The organism is Mucilaginibacter inviolabilis (genome assembly GCF_011089895.1).
GTDB classification, from domain to species: domain Bacteria; phylum Bacteroidota; class Bacteroidia; order Sphingobacteriales; family Sphingobacteriaceae; genus Mucilaginibacter; species Mucilaginibacter inviolabilis.
The window spans coordinates 1217005-1241091 of the sequence record NZ_JAANAT010000001.1 but is presented as its reverse complement, the minus strand read 5'-3'; the positions used below and the strand labels follow the sequence as shown (position 1 = coordinate 1241091).

The window sequence follows — 24087 nt, the reverse complement described above, 5'->3', positions numbered from 1 at the left end:
TGTTCCTATATCATTTCTAAATCCGATTTTTCATCCCCATGTAAAACAAACCATCCAATCCTATTATCTTTCCTTAAATAAGCCTAATTTGCAAACACTTGCTTCAAAAAAGCATTATCATCTATCATGAATGCAGAACAATCAAGGTTAAAAGATACCACTTGGAAAAAATGGGGCCCGTATGTAAGTGACCGTCAATGGGGCACCGTTAGGGAAGATTATAGCGCCAATGGCGATGCCTGGAGCTATATAACACATGACATGGCCCGCAGCAAAACCTATAGATGGGGCGAGGAGGGTATAGCAGGCATTTGCGACAGGCAACAGAACCTCTGTTTTGCCATAGCTCTGTGGAACAAAAAAGACCCCATTATCAAGGAACGCTACTTTGGCCTCAGTAACCCCGAAGGTAATCATGGCGAGGATGTAAAGGAGATTTATTACTACCTGGATAGTACTCCCACACATTCCTATATGAAAGCCCTGTATAAATATCCGCAGCAGGTTTTTCCATATGAATGGCTGGTGGCCGAAAACAAACGCCGCACGCGTAAAGATCCGGAATTTGAAATCATCGATACCGGGATATTTGACAATGATGCTTATTTTGATGTATTTACCGAATATGCCAAAAGCGCGCAGGATGATATCCTTATCAAAATAACCATCCACAACCGCGGCAACCAGGACGCGGCGTTAAATGTAATGCCAACTATATGGTTTCGCAACACTTGGAGCTGGGGCTATAATGATTATAAACCCTATTTAACGGCCAATGGAGCAGGTAGGATAGAAGTATCGCATAAAGACCTTGATCAGCTATGGCTGCATGCCGAAGGCTCGCCAGAACTGTTATTTTGTGATAACGAAACCAATACAAACCGGCTTTATAATTATGATAATGGCATCAAATACCATAAGGATGGTATTAATGATCATATTGTACATGGCGCTGATACCCTCAACCCCCGGAATACGGGCACCAAGGCTGCTGTTAACTATGATATTACCATAGCCGCTAAACAAAGCGTTACACTGCGACTCCGTTTATCGCCCGATGCCAATTATAGCTTTGAAGATTTCGACCATATATTTGATACCCGTATTACGGAGGCCGATCAATTTTATAAGGATGTATACACCAGTAAACCCGATACAGATCGCAGCCTGATACAACGGCAGGCCTTTGCAGGGATGATGTGGAATAAGCAATTTTACTATTGCGACATACGTCACTGGCTCCGCGGCGATCCGGCACAACCAGCACCGCCAGAGCAGCGTAAAACCGCCCGCAACAGTAAGTGGATGCACCTGAACACCCGCGACATTATATCCATGCCCGATAAATGGGAATATCCATGGTTTGCTGCCTGGGATCTCGCATTTCACTGTTTGGCACTGGCCCGCATTGATATGGCCTTTGCCAAAAATCAACTCATACTGCTTACGCGCGACTGGTACATGCATCCTAACGGGCAATTACCAGCCTATGAATGGGATTTTGGTGATGGTAACCCACCGGTACACGCTATGGTGGCCTGGAGTATTTATAAAACAGATAAGGAAGCCAATAATGGCAAAGGCGATACCTACTTCCTGGAACGGATATTTCATAAGCTGATGCTCAATTTTACCTGGTGGGTAAACCGTAAAGACTCATCGGGCAACAACGTATTTGAAGGCGGCTTTTTAGGCTTGGACAATATTGGTGTTTTTGACCGCAACATGCACCTGCCCAGTGGCCAGCACCTGGAGCAGGCCGATGGCACCAGCTGGATGGCCATGTACTCTCTTAACTTGTTGCGTATAGCTACAGAACTGGCAGCTGGAGATGATGCTTATTCAGATATCGCCTCGAAGTTTTTTGAGCATTTTATTTATATCGTAGGGGCGATGTCAAACCTGGGTGAAAATAATGAAGGGCTTTGGGACGATGAGGATGGCTTCTTTTACGACCAGATTAGCTTTCCGGATGATGGTTCCATCAAAATGAAAGTACGCAGCATAGTTGGGCTTATTCCACTGTTTGCTACCGAAGTGCTCAATGAGAGTGATATAACAGAGAGTCCTATATTTCGCGACCGGATGAAATGGTTTGCCGAAAACCGGCCCGACCTGGCCTCGCTGGTATCGCGCTGGAATGAGAAAAGTACTAATGGCAAACATCTTATTAGTTTGTTACGTGGTTTCCGGATGAAATCCATCCTGAAATACATGCTGGACGAAAAAGAGTTCCTGAGCGATTACGGTATCCGCTCGCTTTCCAAATATCACCTGGATAATCCATTCCATGTAGATGTAAATGGTGTTGATTTTGGTATTGGATATATCCCAGCCGAAAGTGACAGTGGTTTATTTGGCGGTAACAGCAATTGGCGTGGCCCTATCTGGATACCTATTAACTACCTGATTATTGATAGTCTGCACCGTTTTTATGAGTATTATGGTGATGACTTTAAAGTAGAATGCCCTACAGGATCGGGGAATTATATGAGTCTTAAAGAGGTAGCTAATGAACTTTACAGGCGCATATCCAAATTGTTTTTACGTGACGATAATGGTAACCGCCCGGTATTTGGCCAATATCACAAAATGCAAACGGATCCGAATTTTAAAGATTACATTCTCTTTTACGAATATTTTGACGGCGATAATGGTCGCGGGGCAGGCGCATCGCACCAAACCGGCTGGACAGGGCTGATAGCAAACTGTCTGTATATGTAATTGTGAAGATTGATAGTCTGGCAAACTTTTCGTATATTTATATCTATAACAGCCCGGTTTTCTTTTTAACAGAGAACCGGGCTGTTTAGTTAAGGGAAAGCAAGACCAAAAATTGACCGTTTAATAATGTTTTATTTGTTAATCAGATAATTAATACTTTTTAAACCTTTCAAAACACTTCAAAAATTTGTTAAAAAGTGTTAAAACTGCATTAAAATTTAGTTAAAGAGAGTAATTATTGAACTTTTTTATCCCGTTTTTGACTAAAAAAGTGTTAAAATTTAAGGTTTAAAAAGTTTTTTTATAAGTGGACATAATTAAAAACATACCTATTTATTACAGCAATAATTTGCTGTAACAGAAAAAAATGATTGTTTAATAATTTATTGTGTAATAAAGACACAATAAAGTTTAATTCGATGTAAAAATTATTTAGTTTTACTGTACCACTTACAAAAACTAAAAATTATCAGCATGAATTACAACAGGCGAAAGTTTATCCAAAGCGCTGGTGCACTGGCTCTTGGAACCATGGCACTATCCGGAAAAGCAGCTACACTGCTCAATAATGTAAAAGGAGAACACGCAATTGGTCTACAGTTATTTACATTTTTTGGAGTGATTGACGAAGATGTAAAAGGCACCCTCACCAAAATAGCTGCTTTGGGTTATAAAGAGCTGGAATCGGCCTTTAGTAAAAAAGGAGGATTTTATGGAATGAGTCCAAAAGAGTTCAAAGCTATGGTGAACGATCTGGGTATGGCCTGGACATCGCATCATGTGCTTGGAGCACCGTTTAAGCTTCCTCCAGGAGCAAAAATGCCTGTAGGAGCCGATGGAAAGCCTTTGGTGATACCGCCTATGAAAAACCTGCGCGACGATATGCAGCAACTGGTTGACGATGCTGCTGAAGGGGGAATCAAATACCTGGTTTGCGCCAATTCGCCCACAGGTACGCTGGAGGAGATCAAATCGACCATTAAGGTATTGAACAAAACAGGGGAGGCCGCTAAAAAAGTAGGTATACAATTTGCCTATCATAACCACGACATGGAATTTCATCAGGTTGACGGCAAAGTCCCTTATGATCTGTTGTTGAGCGAAACCGACGCCAAAAATGTAAAAATGGAACTTGACTTGGCCTGGGCTATCAAAGGCGGTAAAAACCCAGTTGAAATGTTTAAACAACATCCTGGCCGTTTCCCGCTATGGCACGTTAAAGATTTGGATGCAAAACGCGAAACCATATTGCCTGTAGGTAGTGGAACTATCGACTTTAAGCCCATTTTTGCTGCAGCATCATCTGCAGGCATGAAACACTTTTTTGTAGAGCATGACATGCCTAAAGACCCATTGGCAAGCATCACCAGCAGCATCAGCTATCTGAAAAATACATTGAAAGTGTAAGATTATTAATTCATTAGGTTATTGAATAAATAGGAATGACTTCAATGAAATATTGACCTTAACAATTCCATAATATGTCATCATTTTGATTTAACAGCGGCTTTAAGTATCTTAAAGCCGCATTAAAACAAAAATATGGCAGCACCCCAGGCAGAACAGTTAAAACGCGTATTAAAACCTGTTCATCTGTGGGCAATAGCTGTTGGTCTGGTTATATCCGGCGAGTATTTTGGCTGGAATCTGGGTTGGGCCGTATCCGGAACCATTGGCTTTCTGATTGCTACCCTGGTGATCACGGTAATGTATATTACATTTATTTTTAGTTATACAGAGCTTACTACCTCTATTCCACATGCAGGCGGGGCATTTGCATATGCTTACAGGGCAATGGGGCCTATCGGCGGTCTTGTAGCAGGTTATGCTACATTGATTGATTTTTTACTGGCATCGCCGGCCATAGCCATCTCACTGGGAAGTTATCTTCACTTTTTATATCCGGCTATACCCATTATGCAGTCGGCTATGCTATTCAATTTGGCCTTTATTGTATTGAATATATCCGGGGTAAAGGAATCGGCCACATTTTCGGTATTCATTACCATATTGGCCGTAGCCGAACTGTTGCTCTATATGGGCATTGTATCGCCCCATTTTAAAATGGATAATTATCTAAGCAACCCAATGCCTTTTGGTTGGGCCGGAGTATTCGCGGCATTACCCTTCGCTGTTTGGTTTTACCTGGCCATTGAAGGTGTGGCTATGGTTGCCGAAGAAGTTAAGGAGCCTAAAAAGAATATCCCAAGAGGTTATATATCTGCGTTGGCTACTTTAGTAGCTTTAGCCTTAGGAGTGATGATATTAACCGGTGGAATAACCGACTGGCGCAAACTCAGCAACCTGGATTATCCCTTGCCAGAAGCTATCGGAATTGTTTTGGGTAAAGCAAGTGGTCTTACAAAAATATTTGCCAGCATAGGCTTGTTTGGGCTTATTGCTTCATTGCATGGCACCATATTAGCTTCATCACGACAAGTGTTTGCCATGGCGCGCAGCGGCTACCTGCCACGAGGGCTGGCAGGCATCAATCATAGGTTTAAAACGCCACATTGGGCGCTTATTGCTGGCGGGGTAGTGAGCTTTATAGCTATTTATAGTGGCACTACAGCGCAAATTATAGTACTATCGGTACTTGGAGCTATTGTGATGTATTTGATGAGCATGCTGAGCCTGTTTATCCTTCGTAAAAAGGAACCAAGATTAGAAAGACCCTTTGCATCGCCCTTTTACCCAGTATTCCCGGCTACTGCCCTTATCATATCAGCAGTATGCCTTTTTGCCATTATCTGGTTTAATTTACAAGTAAGCGGTATATTCTTTGCTGGTTTGGCTGTGGTAATTGTGGTTTTTGTATGGATGGGAAAACATAAAATAGCCTTAACCGATGAAATGATGACGACGCCGGAATATAATCATTAAGGTATTTAGTCATTAAACGACGAAACCATTGACTTAATGCCAATTAGAAAGTAGATGCCCTACAAGCACACCATACGCAATAAAGTGTATAAGTTTCCAGATCTGAAAACTTTACTGGGCAAGGCATCGCCATACCGATCTGGCGATGAATTAGCCGGCGTTGTTGCCGGAAGTTATGAGGAGCGTGTAGCAGCCCAGATAACCCTGGCCGATGTTCCTTTGAAAACTTTCCTGAACGAAGCCATAATACCTTATGAGCAGGATGAAATAACCAGATTGATAATTGACACCCATAACAATACAAGTTTTAGCCAAATAAGCCACTTAACCGTTGGTGAACTGCGTGATTGGTTGCTGAGTGATGAAACTAATACAGCAACGTTGACCAGTATTGCTGCCGGTATTACACCCGAAATGGCTGCAGCGGTATCTAAATTAATGGGTAATCAGGATTTGATCGCCATAGGTAAAAAATGCGAGGTGGTTACCCGTTTTCGCAATACTATTGGTTTAAAAGGGCATTTTAGTACCCGCTTACAGCCAAATCATCCTACTGATGATCCAAAGGGTGTAGCGGCGAGTATTATTGATGGTTTGTTAAATTGTAGCGGAGACGCTTGTATAGGTATCAATCCGGCTACAGACAGCCCTGCAGCGGTAAATAACCTGCTCAATCTGATGGATAATATTCGTTATCAGTTTGATATACCAACGCAAACCTGTGTACTGAGCCATATTACTACCACTTTGCAGTTGATTAACCAGGGCGCGCCTGTTGATCTCTGCTTTCAATCCATAGCTGGAACGGAGCAGGCTAATACGAGCTTTGGGGTTAATCTGAACTTAATTGAAGAAGCGTATCAAGCCACACTATCATTAAACCGTGGAACCATCGGCCATAATGTGATGTATTTTGAAACGGGGCAGGGTAGTGCACTATCGGCCAATGCCAATTTTGGCGTGGATCAACAAACTTGCGAGGTGCGGGCATATGCGGTTGCTCGTAAATTTAAACCATTACTGGTCAATACAGTAGTCGGCTTTATCGGACCCGAATATTTATACGATGGCAAGCAAATTATCCGGGCTGCTTTAGAAGATCATTTTTGCGGAAAGCTGCTCGGTTTACCTATGGGTGTAGACGTTTGTTATACCAATCATACCCAGGCAGATCAGGACGATATGGATAACCTGCTCACTTTGTTAGGCGTGGCTGGCTGTAATTTCATTATGGGAATCCCCGGTGCCGATGATATTATGCTTAATTACCAATCTACCTCATTTCATGATGCACTTTATTTACGAAAGGTACTAGGGACAAAACCCGCACCTGAGTTTGAAAAATGGCTCATTAAACAAGGAATAATTGATAACAGTGGAAATATGTTACCTGTAAGTCAATCACATGGCTTATTAGATGTCATGATCAAATAGCATGAAAAGGAATATCCCCCAGGAAATACAGCCATTAAAGGCGCTACAGGAGTTTACACCCGCCCGGATAGGTTTGGGGAGGGTAGGTACCAGTATCCCATTAAAACAATCGCTGGAGTTTAAACTGGCCCATGCGCATGCTCGTGATGCTGTATATTCTGAATTGGATATCAATAGCTTAACAAAGCTACTTCAATTGTTTAGTTTGCCGATTTTACAACTTCAAAGTAGAGTTGGTTATCGCGAACAATACCTGCAACGACCAGATATGGGCCGCAGATTAAACGAGGAATCTATTAATCTGCTTCAACAAGGGTATTATGCCCCAACAGATATAGCTATTATTATAGTCGATGGTCTATCGGCAACTGCTGTCAATAAAAATTCACTGGAATTATTACAGGTACTAATCCCGCAATTGACTGCATCAAGCTTTAAATTAGCTCCCATTAGCCTGGTTGAACAAGGGCGCGTTGCTATTGGTGACGACATTGGACATGGGTTAAATGCAAAACTATCCCTGGTATTGATAGGAGAGCGGCCTGGACTAAGCTCGGCGGATAGTCTGGGCGTTTATCTCACTTATGGCCCTAAACCAGGCCTTACTGATGAAGCCCGTAATTGCGTATCCAACATCAGGCCTGGAGGTTTATCGTACACTGAAGCAACTAAGAAAATATTCTATCTTATCAGCGAGGCCTTTAAACGGAAATTATCAGGCGTGATGCTTAAGGATAACGCCGGATTACTGGAAAGCTGAGGAAGCTAAAAGAAAGCCCGAGGAGACGAAAAGTGGGTTTACATGGGTTTACACTTTTTATAGTTTACATGTATGTAAATAGTTGATTATCAATTATATATATGTAATTTTTTACTATATAATTGATTTATGTGTAAACCCACTTTATACCTTAGGTTCTTAAACTCTGAGAAGACCAGGAGGAGACAGAAAAACTTATTTCCCGCGCTTTTCGATAGTTCCATTAAAAGAAATTGGATCCCGGTTGCTGCTGGTTACCTGTAGTGATGCATAACCATCAGCAGAAATATCAAGCCTTAAGGTTTGCACATCGCGCCAATCACTAATGTTTTTGTCTTTGCCGGTTGGTTTTATGGTAATGCTCCAACCTCCTTTTTTACCAACTTTTGAAGTATAGGTAAAGTGGGTATTGGTAAATTTAATGCCCCCTTCGGTAGGATTATAAGGCGCTGTATAGGCTCTGCCAAAATAAGGTAAAAATGCAGCAATGGTATCCTTAGATACAGTCAGATCATACTCAGAAGTTAATGATCTGCCTACGCCTCGCATTGGCATCACGTAATTGGCTTTAAATACATAGTTTTGAGCCTCTACCATGTTTTTTACAGCCAGGGCACGGGCAGCTTTTTTGTCATTCCCAGAGCTTTGCGCATGAGCTATATTAATGCTGATAAAGGCCAGTAAGAGCAATGCTGATATATTCTTTAATAATTTCATAATTAAGTATTTGTAGATTAGACAATAAAGTAATACTTAGGTTTAATTACTATTAAAGTTAAGCATTATTTAAACAATAAAACCACCCGTAAAACGAGTGGTTTTATATCAATAAGCAGACTTTAAATTATATCAGATTAACGCTGCGATTAACAAATTCGGTAAGCTCGGCACCTGTAAGTAAGCCTTGGGAAAGCAAAGCGAGGTCGAATGCTTGTTTTGATAATTGAGCCTGGGTATCCTCGTTTTCTTCCTGCAATATGCGGTTGATTAATTTATGGTTACCATTCACAATCACCTTATAATTGTCGGGCATATTGCCATAGAAACTCATACCACCACCCATAGCGGCCATATCTTTCATCCGTCGCATGAACTCATCCATGGTAACGGTTACAGGTAGTTCGTCTGGGTTAAGGCTCTCTATTTGAACATTATATGCAGGCTTATTAATAGCTTTATTGAAGATGTCTTTTACCTTGGTTGATTGTTCTTCGGTTAAAACAATTTCAGGAGCGTCATCTTTCTTGATCAATTTATCAGCCACATCAGCATCCACACGTTTTAGTGATGTTTTTTCCAGCTTTTGTTCCAACTGACTGATGAAGTGATTATCAATAGGAGAGTTCATCACCAGCACATCGTATCCCTTTTTACCTGCAGACTGGATAAAGGCATCCTGTTTTGCCGGATCGTTGGTGTAAATGTAAACCAGCTGACCATCTTTGTCGGTTTGAACAGCTTCAACCTTATCTTTATATTCAGGCAGGGTGAAGTTCTCGTTTTTGGTATTGGTTACCAAAACAAAGTCTTTTGCCTTGTCATAAAACTTGTCTTCGCTCACCATACCGTATTTTACGAACAAACCTATATCCGTCCATTTTTCTTCGTAGGCTTTACGGTCGGTTTTAAACAGCTCTGACAATTTATCAGCTACTTTTTTGGTGATATAGCTGTTGATCTTTTTAACGTTACTATCGGCCTGTAAAAAGCTGCGTGATACGTTAAGCGGAATATCCGGTGAATCAATAACACCATGCAATAACATCAGGAACTCAGGTACGATATCTTTTACCTCATCGGTAATAAATACCTGGCGGCTAAATAATTTGATTTTGTTTTTTTGAATCTCAAAATCGTTTTTCAGCTTAGGGAAGTACAGTACACCGGTTAGATTGAAAGGATAATCTACATTCAGGTGGATCCAGAATAAGGGGTCTTCGCTGAAAGGATAAAGTGTTTTGTAGAAGTTAAGGTAATCCTCATCTTTTAATTCTGATGGCGCTTTTGTCCAGATAGGATTGGTTTCATTGATGATATTATCGTGCTGAACCTCAATGTATTTTGGTTTGCCTTCTTCATCAACACCATCTTCTTCGCGATCGGTTTTGGTGCCAAATTTAATAGGCACAGGTAAAAATTTGCAGTATTTATCCAGTATCTCCTGCAGCTTGTGTTCGTTCAAAAACTCTTCAGATTCGCTGTTAATATATAGCGTGATCTCGGTACCGCGTTCTGCCAATACGCCTTCGCCAATTTCAAACTCGGTGCTGCCATCGCAAACCCAGTAAGCAGGCTCGGCACCATCCTGATAGGAAAGTGTCTGAATTTCAACCTTATCGGCCACCATGAAGGCAGAATAAAAACCTAAACCAAAACGACCGATAATTTCATTGGCATCTTTGGCTTCTTTGAACTTTTCCATAAACTCAGTAGCGCCCGAAAAAGCGATCTGGTTAATGTATTTCTTAATCTCTTCGGCGGTCATACCCAGGCCGTTATCGGAAATAGTGATGGTTTTTTTGTCGGCGTCGAAAGCTACTTCAACACGCAGATCGCCCAGTTCACCATTGTATTGACCCAGAGAGGCCAGGCGTTTGATCTTTTGGGTAGCATCTACTGCGTTTGATACCAGTTCGCGCAGAAATATCTCATTATCAGAGTAAAGGAATTTTTTAATGATCGGAAAAATGTTCTCGGTGTGAATCGAAATACTGCCTTTTTCTTGCATAATATTTTTATATGGTTGATTTAATATGATTTTCGATCGATAACTATCAATGCCTGTTCCAAAGGCGGTGATGTTGTCAAATTGTCAGTAAGAATTTTGAAGATATACCGGTAGGCAAATGTTAAATTTTAAATCCCCGAACTTTTTAAACCTCAGATTTTAACATTTTTTGAGCCAAAAAACAATCAAAATCACTTAAAAAAGCCCCGGAATTCGATCCAAAACCATCGATTTTAACACTTTTTAACAAATTTTTGAGGCGTTTTAAAAGGTTTAAAAAGTATTAAGATATCGACTGTTTTTTGAGGTCTTTTCCCTTTAACTAAACAGCCCGGTTCTCTGAATAAAAGAGAACCGGGCTGGGTAATGATATCACTACACGAAAATCCCGGAGCATTGTCAAATGCCTGATTCGTGTATTTTTTAATCGTTTAATTTGTACCTGCTGGTTTTAGTGCCGGGGCAGGTTGGTTTTGCGCGAAACGTTTGCCGATAACCGCCAAATCAAGGTCGCTTAGTTTAGAAGTTGATTTTAACAGCTGAACAAAATAAGCTACTTCGCTTTCACTGGCCGGGCAGCCTACATTATCGCCATACGTATCCAATGAAGCGCCTTTTGGTCTTACCTGGCTATCGCCTAAAACTTTGCCTTTTTCATCCAGGATCAACCAAAAGGGCAATCCTGATTTTTCCCCGTGAAATTTGGTTAAAGCCTCTGTGGATCCCGGGTTTTCCAGATTTTTTCTGGCAGGCTGTTCCAGTACGTCCAATGTGGCTATCACATAATTGTTATCGATCATTTGTTTACAGGATGGATCATTCAGCGAGGCCTCCATTTTTTTACACCAGCCACACCATGACGCATGAAATATCAGCATTACCTTTTTATGCTCTTTGGTAGCTTTTGAATAAGCCTGCTTTAATATCTCATCGGCTGATGGATTGGTGGTTTGCGCATGGCTGCTCAAGGCAATTGCGAGTGCAAAAAACAACAAAGTGATCTTTTTCATGGGGCTAAATTTATTGAGATGGATGTGAATCTAAAGTTAAAAAATTATGTAGTAATAATTTTAAGCTTTCTTCGGTTTCCTGATGGATAATATGGCCATCCGCGTTTATTTTGGACCGGATGAAAGGGATAAGTAATGTTGCGCTTTCAATAACATAACTATTTAACGCGCCCAGCGTAAGCAGGAGCGAGGCATGGGCATGTTCGCCACCAAGGGAAGCCGTAATAAGGGCTATTGGTTTTTCGACCAGTGAACTGCTGGATACCAGCCAATCCAGCATATTTTTAAGCTGCCCAGGCACACCAAAAGCATATTCGGGCGTGCAAATGATCACACCATCAACGGTATTTAAAAGTCCACGCAGACGTGTAACGGCATCGGGCGGTGTGTCATTATCCAAACCCGGATCAAATGGCGGTATCAGTGCCAGTTCATCGTATATGGTATAATTAATACTGTCAGGAACCTGGGTGGCCAGGTATTTTAGGATATGATGGTTAGATGAACCTATTCTTAAACTCCCGGAAATAGCAAGAAGTTGTGTTCTTTGTAAAATGGGCGTATCATCTGTTTGAAATTGTTTGTTCATCGTGATATTCTATCAATGCTCGACTCAAATATAGTGGTTACTTAACCGGAACCTTGCTATGTGTTTAGAAGAAACAAAAGATTGCTTTCCGTTTTCTTAAAATTTTACCCTCTTCTTATTTTTCATTTTTAAAATTGTTTACAGCGATAAAAGCAACAACAACAGCAACTATTCCAAATAGCCGGAAGGTTTGATTCAGTCCTATACTTACAATCATGCTGAAAATCAGGCTTCCAAACCCATAGCCCATGAAAAGGAAGAAAGCGAACAAACCTGTGGCTGCTCCTTTTTTGGGCGAAAGGGTTGTAATAATGGCTGCGTACAGGGGCTGGGTTAAATCGAACCCTAAGGATAAGGTGGCAATAGCCATGCAGGATACGGCCAGTGAATAGTTTATGCCCAATGTTATTGCAGATAAAGCCCCCACTAAAATTCCTATCGGGATGATTTTATTGCGCCCAAACTTATCGGCAAGTTTGCCCAGTATTGGCCCAAAGAGCAATCCGGGTATGCCATAGCCCAATAGCGCAAAGCCGATTTCCCTTTCATTAAGATGGTAATTCTTATAAAAAAAATAACCTGTCCAAGCGAAAACCCCGCTATGAAACATGCCATTAAACAGCACAAACAAGTAAGTTCGCCAGCCCCTCGGCAAGCAAAAAATCTCTTTAAGAGATTGGTACATAATATGGAAGCCGCCGGCATGTTTGGTGTTTCTTTGTAAAAAATGTTTAGCGTTAACCATCAATACCAATAAAACGCAAGCACCTACAGCAGCCGCAACCCAAAACATCATTTGCCAGCCTAACTGAGCAGTAAGCAAAGCTCCAGCACTGGAACCAAAGGCCATTCCACCGGCCATAAACCCGAAAAAAATACCCAGGGCATGACCTCGCTTTTCATATGGAAAATTATCACCAATCCATCCAATGGTAATTGGAGCCACGCCGCCTGCACCCAAACCAGTCAATAACCTAAGGATAATCATCTGTGTGATGGAGGTGCAAAATCCGGTGCAGGCAGTTAACACAATAAAGCAACTTAATGAAAATAATATAACCGGAAAACGGCCGTATTTATCTGATAAAGGCGCGTAAACCAGGGTAACAAATCCATATCCTAATAAGTAAGCTGGTTCAATAAAACTTACGTGACGCACAGATACGTGAAATAGCATGGCCAGTCCTGGCAAAATCGGCGCGACCATAAATCCCTGGAAAAAAATAATGAAAGTTCCTAATGATAAAATAATGACCAGGAACATTGGCGGTGCAATAATATTAGTAACTGATGCGGAATTGGCAGTTAGTTGTTGATCTGATTTCATTTTTAGTATATTTTGATGAAGAGGTAGGCAACAGCCTTCCATAGACATGATTTTTTATCCCATAGTGATAAAAACCGCTTTGCTTTTACCGGTATAAAAGGCATGATAAAAACTGTTGATCGTTTTTTAGGAAAGATGTTTTATCAGGCAAACAGATTGCAATGGAAGTTCGTGCAGTTGGGATTTTTCATCTTGTTTGGCAAAACCTTCCGATTCAAAAAAACCAATGAAGGGATTTTCCACATATTCATTAATCCAGATGGCTTCATAGGATTTACAAACTGCTAAGCATTTATCAAATAATGATTGTCTGATAGCAGGATCTGTGTATTCTTTAATGATACCAAAATCAGCAATGCGGATAATACGATTTTGAGCTATCTGCCTGGGGCGCTCTCCTTTAGACGTAATACGGGCAAAACCTGCAGGTTTATCGTCGGCGTAAACTACAAGCCATTGATTGGACATGCTGTTGACTTCTGCCATCAACGCCTTTTCGTTAAAGTTTTCTGAAAGATAATTCTCAACCTGCTTTTGTGAGAGCAAGGGCAAAAACTTTTCCCTGGCAATGGTTTGGGTGAGGTATAATAAGGCATCCATGCCTTGTTGGGTAGCAATAGTAAATTTGGTTATGATTGTTGAATCCATTTGCCAAAATTAGACTCTATGATACTATTGATACATATACAGAATATGTAAAAACAAGCAGTACAGTTACTATGAAACAGCCTCGCCCAGTAGCTCAAGCGCTTTAACTTTTAATGAAGAATATTTATCTGCGAATACAATTCTGAAATTGTTGGCAAACATGGCCGAAAAAGAAAAAGTATAGCCTGGCGTAAATTTGACACCGATTCGTTCGCACTGATGGTAAAAATTATTCATATCCACTTGATCGGGCATTTTTACCCATATATTATAACCTCCTGAAGGAGGTACGATATATGTATCTTTAGGAAAATGAGTTGATAAAAGATTGATGGTAAAGTGTGCGTTTTTTGCCAGTTGCATTCTGAAAGCCCGGATATGCCGGTCGTAGCTGCTGGTATCTAATAAACGATTGACAGTTTCCTGATAGATAGGGGAAACCGTACTACCCATAGAAAATTTAATTTGTTCTGCACGCTCCAGAAATTTGCCGGCGGCTAACCAACCCAGGCGAATACCGGGTGCAAGGGTTTTGGAATAGGATGAGTAAGTGATTACCAGGCCACTATCATCATAGCTCTTTAGCGTAGATGGACGCTTTCCGCTAAAATTTAAATCGCCATAAATGTCATTTTCGATAGCGGCAACATTGTATCGCTGTATTACTTTAACCAATTCTTTTTTAACCTCATCAGCAAGTAGTATACCTGTAGGATTATGAAAGTTGGGTGTAATAACAACAGCTTTTATTTTGTTTTTCTGACAGGCTTTTTCAAAAAATGCAACATCAAAACCATTCACCAAATCGACAGGTACTTCAATCACTTTGAGATGAAGCACCCTGATAACCTCCAATATAGAAAAAACACAGGGGCTTTCTACAGCGATTACGTCGCCTGCATTACATATGGCAGAAAGGGCAATATAAAGGGCTTGTAATGCACCATCGGTGATCAGCAATTCCTGTGGATTGATACGGGTCTGATAACCGGCCGCATGTTTTATAATGTTATTTTTTAAATCTTCGGACCCATTTGTAGGGTAATATCTTAACAGGCCTGCGCCTTTTTCTCGTATAACTTGTTGCATTGTTCTCAGTAGCAACTTTTGAGAAATAATAAGATCGCCGGGGGTGGCTACATTAAACTCTGCTAGTTTTTTTTCGCTTCGGGATGTGGTTATTTGCTCGATATTTCTTTCAAAAATGGCGTCCCTGACTACTGGATTATCTCGTAGCGTATTTTTTTTATTGGGGATTGATGGCACCGCTACATAATAGCCGGATTTGGGAATGCTGGTTACTAAACCTAAGATAATTAAATGCTCATAACCACTTTGAATGGTACTAACGCTGGTATGATATTGCTTTTTCAGATCGCGGACAGAAGGGAGCTTATGACCGGGTTTATAAATTCCATCTCTGATGTTCTTTTCAATATCGGAAGTAAATGCCTCAAATTTATAGGTTTTCATATACTGTACTGTCTTTATTTACAAATAAAGACATTGTACCAAAGGTAGTGATTGCTTTTTAAACGAGGCAAATGAAGGCAGAACAGTAAGCTTACGAAGTTTTTAAAACTTCGTAAGTTTTATATGGAGAGTGCTCCGGTCCTTGAAGGGCTAAGTTTAAACCTTTAAATATTGACTTATTTGACGCTCATCAAGTATTATCTTATGAACATCAATAAAGCTAATTAGGCCACCAAACCAATCCAAAACTTCTTGCTTTTTTAATGAGGTTTCTTTCTGCGTCAAATATGCTGAATAAGATGAGTATTTATAATCAATCATATTGTCAACCAGTTTGGCAACTACCGGATTCTGATGTATATAAGTGATTATTTTAGTATAGTAACTATTTGAATTGACCTCGGATACTTTATATCTACCTTGAAATAGGCTTCCAATGCGATTGTATTTTTTATTAATCGCTTTGGAATATGAAATAAAAAAGTTTTTTATCCCTTTTTCAAAAAGCACATTATCATTGACCCGGATAAAGAAATGAAAATGATTTGGCATTAAACAATATGAGTAAACTTCAGAGGATGGTAATACGTGTTTTTTAAATTGGGTAAGAAAATAGCAGTAATTTTCTTCTTCAAAATAGATCGGTTCTCTATTGTTTCCTCTGTTATATAAATGGTAGCAGGTGTTATTGTTGATTTTCATATATAGAGGGCACTTTCAAACTTACGAAGTTTTTAAAACTTCGTAAGTTTATTGTCATGGTATAAATTGCAAAATAAATGATGATCCCTTGCCTTCGGTTGATTGTACCTGTATATTGCCTTTGTGCAATAACATGATCTGTTTACATAAACTAAGACCTATACCGCTGCCTGTTTTACGGGTACTAAAGAAGGGGATAAAAATTTTATCGAGCAGTTCGGGCGGCATACCCAAACCGTTGTCTATCACTTTTACCAGGGTTTTGCTGTTATTCTGTAACTCGCCTGATAATATCAGGCGGGGCTCTTCACGGTCTTTTACCGCTTCTATGGCGTTTACCAGCAGGTTGATCATTACCTGTTCAATCAAGTTAATATCAGCCTGTATAGCCAGGGTAGGATCGCGCAGGATGATTTCCAGTTCGATGTGTTTTTTCTCGAGTGTTGGCCGCATCAGGCTGGCCAGGTTCTCAAACAGGTCGCGTACCAGGATTTTATTCAGATCGAGCTTGGTGATCTTATTGAGACTGCGGTAGCTTTCGGTAAATTTGAGCAAGCCTTCGCTTCGTCTTTTAATGGTATCGATACCCAGTTCCAGGTCTTCCAGTTCACTGCTTTGAATAGCACCGGTTATTTCGGGGCTTTGCAGTCGGTTTTTCAAGGTATCAGCCAATGATGATATTGGCGCTACCGAGTTCATGATCTCATGCGTCATTACGTTAAGCAGTTTTGACCATGCTTTTGACTCCGTTTCATCCAGGGCCTCGCTTACATTCTGAAAGGCTACCAATTTGTATAATATGTTATCACTGCGCATTACACTGGCGGTGATCAGCATTTTAACCAGCTGCTGGTTACGTGTAATGGTGATGATCTTGCTGTCGCCGGGTTTTACGATGATCAGCTCATGGTACAGGGCCGGATCTCGTTTTTCCAGCGAATGTAGAGATTTAAGATAGGGGATGCCAATCAGGTTTTTAAAAGCTTCATTGATCCAGCTGATGTTGCCACTTTCTTCCTCGAACGAAAGAATACCGGTATCAACCAATTCCAAAATCTTTTGAAGATAGTGATATTGTGTTTCACGTTCGCGACTGATGAGTTTAAAGGTGGTATTGATATCATTAAATCCTTTACGTAATGGCTTCAGCTCATTGGGCGCGCGCCGAACATCAAAGTGGCGTGAAAAATCGCGGTAATGGATTGACTCCACAAACTGGTTTACCTCGTCCTGTGCTTTTTTCTGAAAACGGATCATTTCAATAACCGCATATACAATGAGCGGGATAAAAATAACCAGGTATAAAGGTTTACCGCTAACAATAACAAAAGCGGCGGCAACCAGGGCCAGGAACATCAGAAATACACGCAGCAACAGCCGCCATTCATATCGGTTAAATATCATATTTGCTTAATCTGCGGTATAAGGCCGTGCGGGTTAATCCCAATTCTTTAGCGGCCCGTGTGATGTTGCCATTGTGTTTTTCGATAACCCGAAGTATGGCGTTTTTTTCCAGGGTACTTAGCTGTATGTTATCATCATCGGCAACGGTTTCAGGCGCCGTTTCCAGGATCGAGAATATCAAATCGTCGGGGCGCAGTATATTCTCGTCGGCCATAATCACCGCCCGTTCAATAGTATATTGCAATTCGCGTACGTTGCCTGGATAATTGTATGATTTTAATTTCTGCAGAGCCACGGCATCAAAATCCATCGAAGGTTTCAGGTACTTACCGGCATATAATTTGGCAAAATGTCTGGCCAGTATCGTAATATCTTCATTACGCTTGCGCAATGGAGGCATATTAATCTCAACGGTATTGATGCGGTATATCAAATCCTTGCGGAAACGGTTTTCGTTAGCCAGCTCATGCATAGGCACGTTGGTGGCGCAAATCAACCGGATGTCGATATCAACAGCTTTGTTGGTACCTAAACGGGTTACCTGCCGGTTTTGTAATACAGTAAGCAGCTTAGCCTGTTGCTGCAGGCTAATGTTGCCAATTTCATCGAGGAATAAAGTACCGCCCTGTGCATCTTCAAACCTGCCGGTACGGTCTTCGCGGGCATCGGTAAATGCGCCTTTTTTATGACCAAAAAGTTCACTCTCAAACAAAGTATCGGTTAAGGCTCCTACATCCACTTTAATAAAAGGCTTATCGGCACGCAGCGAACGTTCATGTATGGCTTTGGCCATCAAATCCTTACCGGTACCATTTTCACCCAGGAGCAGGATATTGGCATCAGTAGGGGCAATTTTATTCACCTTGTAAAAAATATCCTGCATCACTTCTGATTCGCCAAGGATAGAAGTATCGCCAGCTGTACTTTTAACAGCGGTTTTGGTGGTTTTTACACCCTCTTTTTTATCAAGGAGCTCTTTTATGGTAGTTATTAGCTTTTCATTATGCCATGGTTTTACAATAAAATCATTAGCGCCTTCTTTTAAAGAACGTACGGCTAAATCAATATCGCCATAAGCGGTTATCATGATCACGCATACATTGGGTTTCCAGTCCTTCACTTTGCGTAACCAGTATAAGCCCTCGTTGCCGGTATTTATAGCGCTATTAAAATTCATATCCAGCAAAACCAGATCAACTTCGTTGCGTTGCAATAACCAATTTAAATTCTCCGGGTTTTTCTCGGTAATCACTTCCTGCGCTTCTGTCTTCAGTAAAAGCTTAACGGCGGTCAACACATCCGGGTCATCGTCAACAATTAAAATAGTAGCTTTTTTTAATATCATATATTTATATAGTTCAGTAGTAGTTTACTGGTTCATTAGTTCATTAGGATCTCTTACTTATATTGACAAATATAACAGACTATTGCTACCAATGAACTAAAGAACCAGTGAACAATTGAACTAAATTGCTTAAATTTCATACCATTTATCATAATACAAGTATTAAACTGTAAATCAATAGTGAACGGATATAGCAAAATTGTATCACTGTATCATAACCGAACACTTGCTGTAACAGAAGCGTACGCTTTAATTGCTTATTTGCTGTTTAATGTGTTGAAATACAGTAATTTAATTTGTGGCATATCTTTTTGTTATCACTATTCAAAATATAATAAACTACAGTGGACAGAAAAATTGAAAAGAAGACCTGGAATAATAAACGGATACTAACAATTGCGGGCATAACAGGCATTATTTTATTAGTTGGCGGCAGTATTTATTTTACATCTGGTAAAAGCAAATTGGATGTTGACACCGAACGTATAACCATCAGTACTATCACTAAAGGCCCGTTCCAGGAGTTTATCCCGGTTAATGGCGTGGTAATGCCACTGACCACTATTTATCTTGACGCATCAGAAGGTGGTGTGGTTGAAGAAAAGTTTGTGGAAGATGGCGCCAACCTGAAAAAAGGCGATCCGATTTTAAAACTGTCCAATACCGATCTGGAACTGAGTCTGGCTAACCAGGAAACTGCTGTATATGCCGAGCAAACCCAGATGCAGATATCGCATAACAACGCGCAGCAGAACACCATTACCAAGTTAAATACCATGGCCGATGTTGAGAACGCTTACAAAGAAGCCGAAAGGGTATATAAGCTGGATAAACATCTTTATGACCAAAAAGCTATTGGTTTACAACAATACCAATCTGATAAAAACATGTATGATTATCAGGTTAACCGTTATAAATTAGCCAAGCAAATATTAGTGCAGGATACCTCACTGGTTAAACAGCAGGCTTCGCAGTCACAGGAACAATATGCGCACATGAAAACCACATTGGAATTGATGCGTAAAAAAGTAGCCAGCCTGGTTTTAAGGGCGCCTATTGATGGTCAGTTAACCTCAATGGATGCAGAAGTTGGTCAAAACAAAAAACAAGGAGAGCACCTGGGGCAGATCGATGTTCAATCAGGCTATAAAGTAAGGGTTGATATTGACGAGCATTATCTGTCACGTATATACACTGGCTTAAAAGGCGATTTTCAGTTTGCTGATAAAACCTATAACCTGGTAATCAAAAAGGTTTTCACACAGGTAACTGCAGGCAGATTCCAGGTTGATATGCAGTTTGTAGGTGAGGTACCTAAAGGTATCAGGAAAGGACAAACATTGCAGGTAAGACTGGCGCTGAGCGACGAAACTACGGCTATATTGGTTCCTAAAGGTGGTTTTTACCAGCAAACCGGTGGTAACTGGATATTTAAAGTAAGCGAAGATGGCACCAAGGCCTATAAGGTAGATATACAATTAGGCAGACAAAGCCCGGATTACTTTGTAATAACCGATGGATTGAAACCTGGCGACAAGGTAATTACCTCAAGCTATGAAACTTATGGCGACATACAGGAATTGGTATTGAAAAAATAAATGAACAAAACTGCAACGAAAAGCAGCTGTAAAACATCATATATAAAACTAATTAACTTAACGAAACTTAAAAAAACAAATCTATCCGCCACAGGGCGGGGATGATGCAGGAGGCACCAATGATAAAAATTACTAATCTCGAAAAATTCTACCGTACAGAAGAGGTAGAGACCATAGCTTTAAATAAGCTGTCGATTGAAATTGCTACCGGCGAATTTGTGGCCATCATGGGGCCGTCTGGTTGCGGTAAGTCAACCTTGCTTAATATTTTAGGGATGCTTGATGATCCGGATGCGGGCAGTTATATTTTTAATGATATTGAGGTAGCTCATTTTACTGAGCGTAAACGTGCCGATCTGCGTAAACACAACATTGGCTTTGTGTTCCAGAGCTTTAACCTGATTGATGAGCTTACTGTATTTGAAAACGTAGAATTACCGTTGATATATACTGGTGTAGCATCAGCCGAAAGAGTAAAAAGGGTAGAAGAGGTATTGGACAAAATGCAGATCATGCATCGCCGTAACCACTATCCGCAACAATTATCAGGTGGTCAGCAACAGCGTGTGGCTATTGCCCGTGCAGTAGTTAACAAACCTAAACTGATACTGGCGGATGAGCCCACTGGTAACCTGGACAGCAGCAACGGTAACGACGTAATGGAACTGCTGACTGATTTAAATGAGCAGGGAACTACCATTATTATGGTTACGCACTCTGAGCATGATGCCCGTTATAGCCACCGTATCATCCGCTTGTTGGATGGTCAGAGCGTAATGGAGAATATTATGGTTTAACCACCAGCCTCTTCCCAAAAGAAAATAGTTTATATAAGTTAGTAAGTGCCTTGCTATCCTCTCCTTATCAGGAGGGGTTAGCTTGAGTTTTATGATTTAGTTCCATCGGGATAACTCAAAATATCCTTTAGTTTTTAAAAGAACATGAGATAAACCTTCGGTATTAAGGAAGATGTAGAAATGGTGTTTTATAATAGTTAAATATTTAACGCTCAAGTAAATGATCAAGAATTATATAAAAACAGCTTTCCGCGATCTTCAAAAAAACAAAGGGTTTACCGCCATCAATATCCTGGGCCTGGCTTTGGGCCTGGCCACCTGCCTGCTCATTATTTTATATGTAGTTGATGAATTAAGCTATGATCGCTACAATACCAAAGCCAACAGAATTTACCGGGTAAATGAAGATCTTAAACTGGGAGATAACAGCGTAAAATATGCCGTTTGCATGCCCCCGCTGGCTAAAACCCTAAAAACAGAATATCCATACGTTGAAAATACTGTCCGCTTAAAAAATGCCGGTAGCTGGCATGTTAAAAAAGGAAATTCCAATATACTGGAGAACCGGTTGGTTTATGCCGATCCTTCGTTGTTTGATGTTTTTACCTTACCGATGATCGAAGGCAGCCCTTCATCGGCCCTTACCGAACCTAATAGCGTTGTAATTACCGAAAGTACAGCCAAAAAATATTTTAACAGCGTTAATGCGATAGGCAAAACGCTGGTGTTCAATGATAATACTCCATTTAAAGTTACCGGTGTAATTCATGATGTGCCCAAGCAGTCGCATTTCAATTTTGATTTCTTTCTGTCGATGTCTACCTGGCCCGATAGCCGTTCCAATGAGTGGTTACGCAGTGATTATAATACTTATGTTTTATTAAAGAATTCTACCGATGCCGGGAAATTAGCGGCCAGCTTTCCTGAATTATTAAGAAAATTCAGCGGGGCCCAAATGCAGGCGGATATGAATATGAGTATTGATGCCTTTGAAAAAAGCGGCAGTTTCTTCAGAATGAATCTGATTCCGCTGACTGACATTCACCTGAAATCGAGCCTGAGCGGGGAATTAGGCCCTAATGGCACCACACAGTATATCTATATATTTTCGGCAATAGCCATTTTTATTCTTTTAATAGCCTGTGTCAACTTCATGAACCTTTCTACAGCACGTTCGTCAAACCGGGCACGTGAGGTTGGTGTACGTAAAGTTTTAGGCTCCGACCGTAAACATCTTATCGCTCAGTTTTTAACCGAATCTGTTCTGGTTACCTTTGTAGCAACCTTACTGGCCTTTACAGCAGCCTTATTTTTATTACCACTATTCAACCAGTTATCGGGTAAGGAACTGGCAATTAATAGCCAGTCTTTAGTTTGGATCATCCCATCGTTATTATTCATATCCTTATTTGTTGGTGCCATTGCTGGGGCATACCCAGCGTTTTATCTATCAGCATTTCAACCGGTGGATGTTTTAAAAGGAAAATTAGCTGCCGGGTTTAAGGGGGGAAGGCTCAGGAGTTTTCTGGTCGTTTTCCAGTTCTCGATATCCATTTTCCTGATCATCGGTACTTTGGTGATATATAACCAGTTAAATTATATCCAAACAAAAAACTTAGGTTACAATCGCAACCAGGTACTTATTGTTCAAAATGTTTTTGAGCTTAACAAACAGGCTAAAATATTTAAACAGGAGGTAAAAGAAATTCCTGGGGTTATGAATGCCACCATGACGGGTTTCCTGCCTACTTCCAATTGGAAAAGCACGGCTATATACTATAAAGATGCTACGCTTGATCAAAAAAAATCCCTGTTTCCGCAAAGCTGGGAAATTGATGAGGATTATGTAAAAACGTTGGATATGAAGATGGTGGCAGGGCGCAGCTTCTCCAAAGATATGCCTACGGATTCTACGGGTATTATACTTAATGAATCTGCCGCTAAATTCCTGGGCTTTAACGATGTTAATAAAATCCTGTACAGGAGCCAGGGTGGCAAAAATACGCTGGATAATGTAAAGCAATATCATGTAGTGGGTATAGTAAAAGATTTTAATTTTAGTTCCCTGCGCGAAAGTATAGGTCCGGTGGTGATGACACTTGGCGAAAATACAGGCGCTCTAAGTGTTAAGGTAGATACTAAAAACCTGTCTGCGCTGCTATCCCAAATAAAAGACAGGTGGAAGGAATTATCGCCCAACGTGCAGATTAACTATTCATTTATGGATCAGGAGTTTGACGCCTCCTATCGCACAGAACAGCGTACAGGTCAGATATTTATAGTATTTACTTCTCTTGCCATTGTAATTGCTTGTCTGGGTTTATTTGGTTTGGCCGCCTATGCTGCAGAACAGCGCACCAAAGAGATTGGTATAAGGAAGGTACTGGGAGCCAGTGTATCGGCCATTGCGGGTATGTTGTCCAAGGACTTCATTAAGCTGGTGTTTATATCCATTTTGATAGCCTCGCCTTTAGCATGGTACCTGATGAATAAATGGTTACAGGATTTTGCTTACCGGATTAATATCCAGTGGTGGGTTCTGGTGCTGGCCGGCATGGCAGCATTATTTATAGCAGTTATTACAGTAAGTTTTCAATCCATCAAAGCTGCAGTGGCCAACCCGGTTGATAGCTTAAAAAACGAATAGAATAGCAGACTTAAATTA

General features: G+C 40.7%; 18 protein-coding genes. 8 read left to right on the top strand and 10 right to left on the bottom strand.

Features of this window, described 5'->3' with window-relative positions:
• Positions 1-126: 126 nt before the first annotated feature.
• The 5 genes from G7092_RS04875 (at position 127) to eutC (ending at position 7801) form a co-directional block, all read left to right on the top strand.
• Positions 127-2724, top strand: a complete 2598-nt coding sequence (locus G7092_RS04875; RefSeq protein WP_166086770.1) for an MGH1-like glycoside hydrolase domain-containing protein — start codon at positions 127-129, stop codon at positions 2722-2724.
• A 474-nt stretch (positions 2725-3198) separates the two neighbouring features.
• Positions 3199-4131, top strand: a complete 933-nt coding sequence (locus G7092_RS04870) for a sugar phosphate isomerase/epimerase family protein (RefSeq protein WP_166086768.1) — start codon at positions 3199-3201, stop codon at positions 4129-4131.
• A gap of 135 nt (positions 4132-4266) precedes the next feature.
• Positions 4267-5607, top strand: coding sequence for an ethanolamine permease (gene eat / locus G7092_RS04865; RefSeq protein WP_166086766.1), 1341 nt, complete (start codon positions 4267-4269; stop codon positions 5605-5607).
• 54 nt (positions 5608-5661) lie between these two features.
• Complete coding sequence (locus G7092_RS04860; RefSeq protein ID WP_166086764.1) at positions 5662-7041, top strand: ethanolamine ammonia-lyase subunit EutB; 1380 nt, start codon at positions 5662-5664, stop codon at positions 7039-7041.
• Between the two features lies 1 nt (position 7042).
• A complete protein-coding gene (eutC, locus tag G7092_RS04855; protein ID WP_166086762.1) occupies positions 7043-7801 on the top strand; it encodes an ethanolamine ammonia-lyase subunit EutC in 759 nt (252 codons plus the stop codon).
• Positions 7802-7996: 195 nt separating this feature from the next.
• On the opposite strand, the gene G7092_RS04850 is transcribed toward eutC, so the two are convergent.
• From G7092_RS04850 to G7092_RS04805, 10 genes are all read right to left on the bottom strand, one after another.
• A complete protein-coding gene (locus G7092_RS04850) occupies positions 7997-8518 on the bottom strand; it encodes a DUF4251 domain-containing protein (protein ID WP_166086760.1) in 522 nt (173 codons plus the stop codon).
• Positions 8519-8645: 127 nt separating this feature from the next.
• Positions 8646-10529, bottom strand: a complete 1884-nt coding sequence (gene htpG / locus G7092_RS04845; RefSeq protein WP_166086757.1) for a molecular chaperone HtpG — start codon at positions 10527-10529, stop codon at positions 8646-8648.
• 431 nt (positions 10530-10960) lie between these two features.
• Positions 10961-11539, bottom strand: coding sequence for a thioredoxin family protein (locus G7092_RS04840; protein ID WP_166086755.1), 579 nt, complete (start codon positions 11537-11539; stop codon positions 10961-10963).
• Between the two features lie 10 nt (positions 11540-11549).
• Entirely contained in the window at positions 11550-12128 is a 579-nt protein-coding gene (locus G7092_RS04835) for an NADPH-dependent FMN reductase (RefSeq protein WP_166086753.1), read from the bottom strand.
• A gap of 115 nt (positions 12129-12243) precedes the next feature.
• Positions 12244-13455 (bottom strand): MFS transporter, encoded by a 1212-nt coding sequence (locus tag G7092_RS04830; RefSeq protein WP_235953777.1) that lies wholly within the window; start codon positions 13453-13455, stop codon positions 12244-12246.
• Between the two features lie 126 nt (positions 13456-13581).
• Entirely contained in the window at positions 13582-14103 is a 522-nt protein-coding gene (locus G7092_RS04825; protein WP_166086751.1) for an N-acetyltransferase, read from the bottom strand.
• Positions 14104-14172: 69 nt separating this feature from the next.
• On the bottom strand, positions 14173-15576 hold the full coding sequence (locus tag G7092_RS04820) for an aminotransferase-like domain-containing protein (protein WP_166086749.1): 1404 nt from the start codon (positions 15574-15576) through the stop codon (positions 14173-14175).
• 156 nt (positions 15577-15732) lie between these two features.
• Positions 15733-16278, bottom strand: a complete 546-nt coding sequence (locus G7092_RS04815) for a transposase (protein WP_166086747.1) — start codon at positions 16276-16278, stop codon at positions 15733-15735.
• A gap of 54 nt (positions 16279-16332) precedes the next feature.
• The gene (locus G7092_RS04810) at positions 16333-17682 is read right to left on the bottom strand and encodes a sensor histidine kinase (protein ID WP_166086745.1); all 1350 of its coding nucleotides are present in this window, start codon (positions 17680-17682) and stop codon (positions 16333-16335) included.
• Positions 17672-19027 (bottom strand): sigma-54-dependent transcriptional regulator, encoded by a 1356-nt coding sequence (locus G7092_RS04805; RefSeq protein ID WP_166086743.1) that lies wholly within the window; start codon positions 19025-19027, stop codon positions 17672-17674. Before G7092_RS04805 ends, G7092_RS04810 begins: the two co-directional genes overlap by 11 nt.
• A gap of 344 nt (positions 19028-19371) precedes the next feature.
• On the opposite strand from G7092_RS04805, the gene G7092_RS30605 reads away from it, so the two are divergent.
• The 3 genes from G7092_RS30605 (at position 19372) to G7092_RS04790 (ending at position 24069) form a co-directional block, all read left to right on the top strand.
• Positions 19372-20625 carry an efflux RND transporter periplasmic adaptor subunit gene (locus G7092_RS30605; protein WP_166086741.1) on the top strand — a complete coding sequence of 418 codons (1254 nt, stop codon included), beginning with the start codon at positions 19372-19374 and terminating at the stop codon, positions 20623-20625.
• Between the two features lie 119 nt (positions 20626-20744).
• Positions 20745-21422, top strand: coding sequence for an ABC transporter ATP-binding protein (locus G7092_RS04795; RefSeq protein WP_166086738.1), 678 nt, complete (start codon positions 20745-20747; stop codon positions 21420-21422).
• Positions 21423-21642: 220 nt separating this feature from the next.
• Positions 21643-24069: an ABC transporter permease gene (locus G7092_RS04790; protein ID WP_166086736.1), complete on the top strand. Its 2427-nt coding sequence runs from the start codon at positions 21643-21645 to the stop codon at positions 24067-24069.
• The last annotated feature ends 18 nt before the right edge of the window (positions 24070-24087 follow it).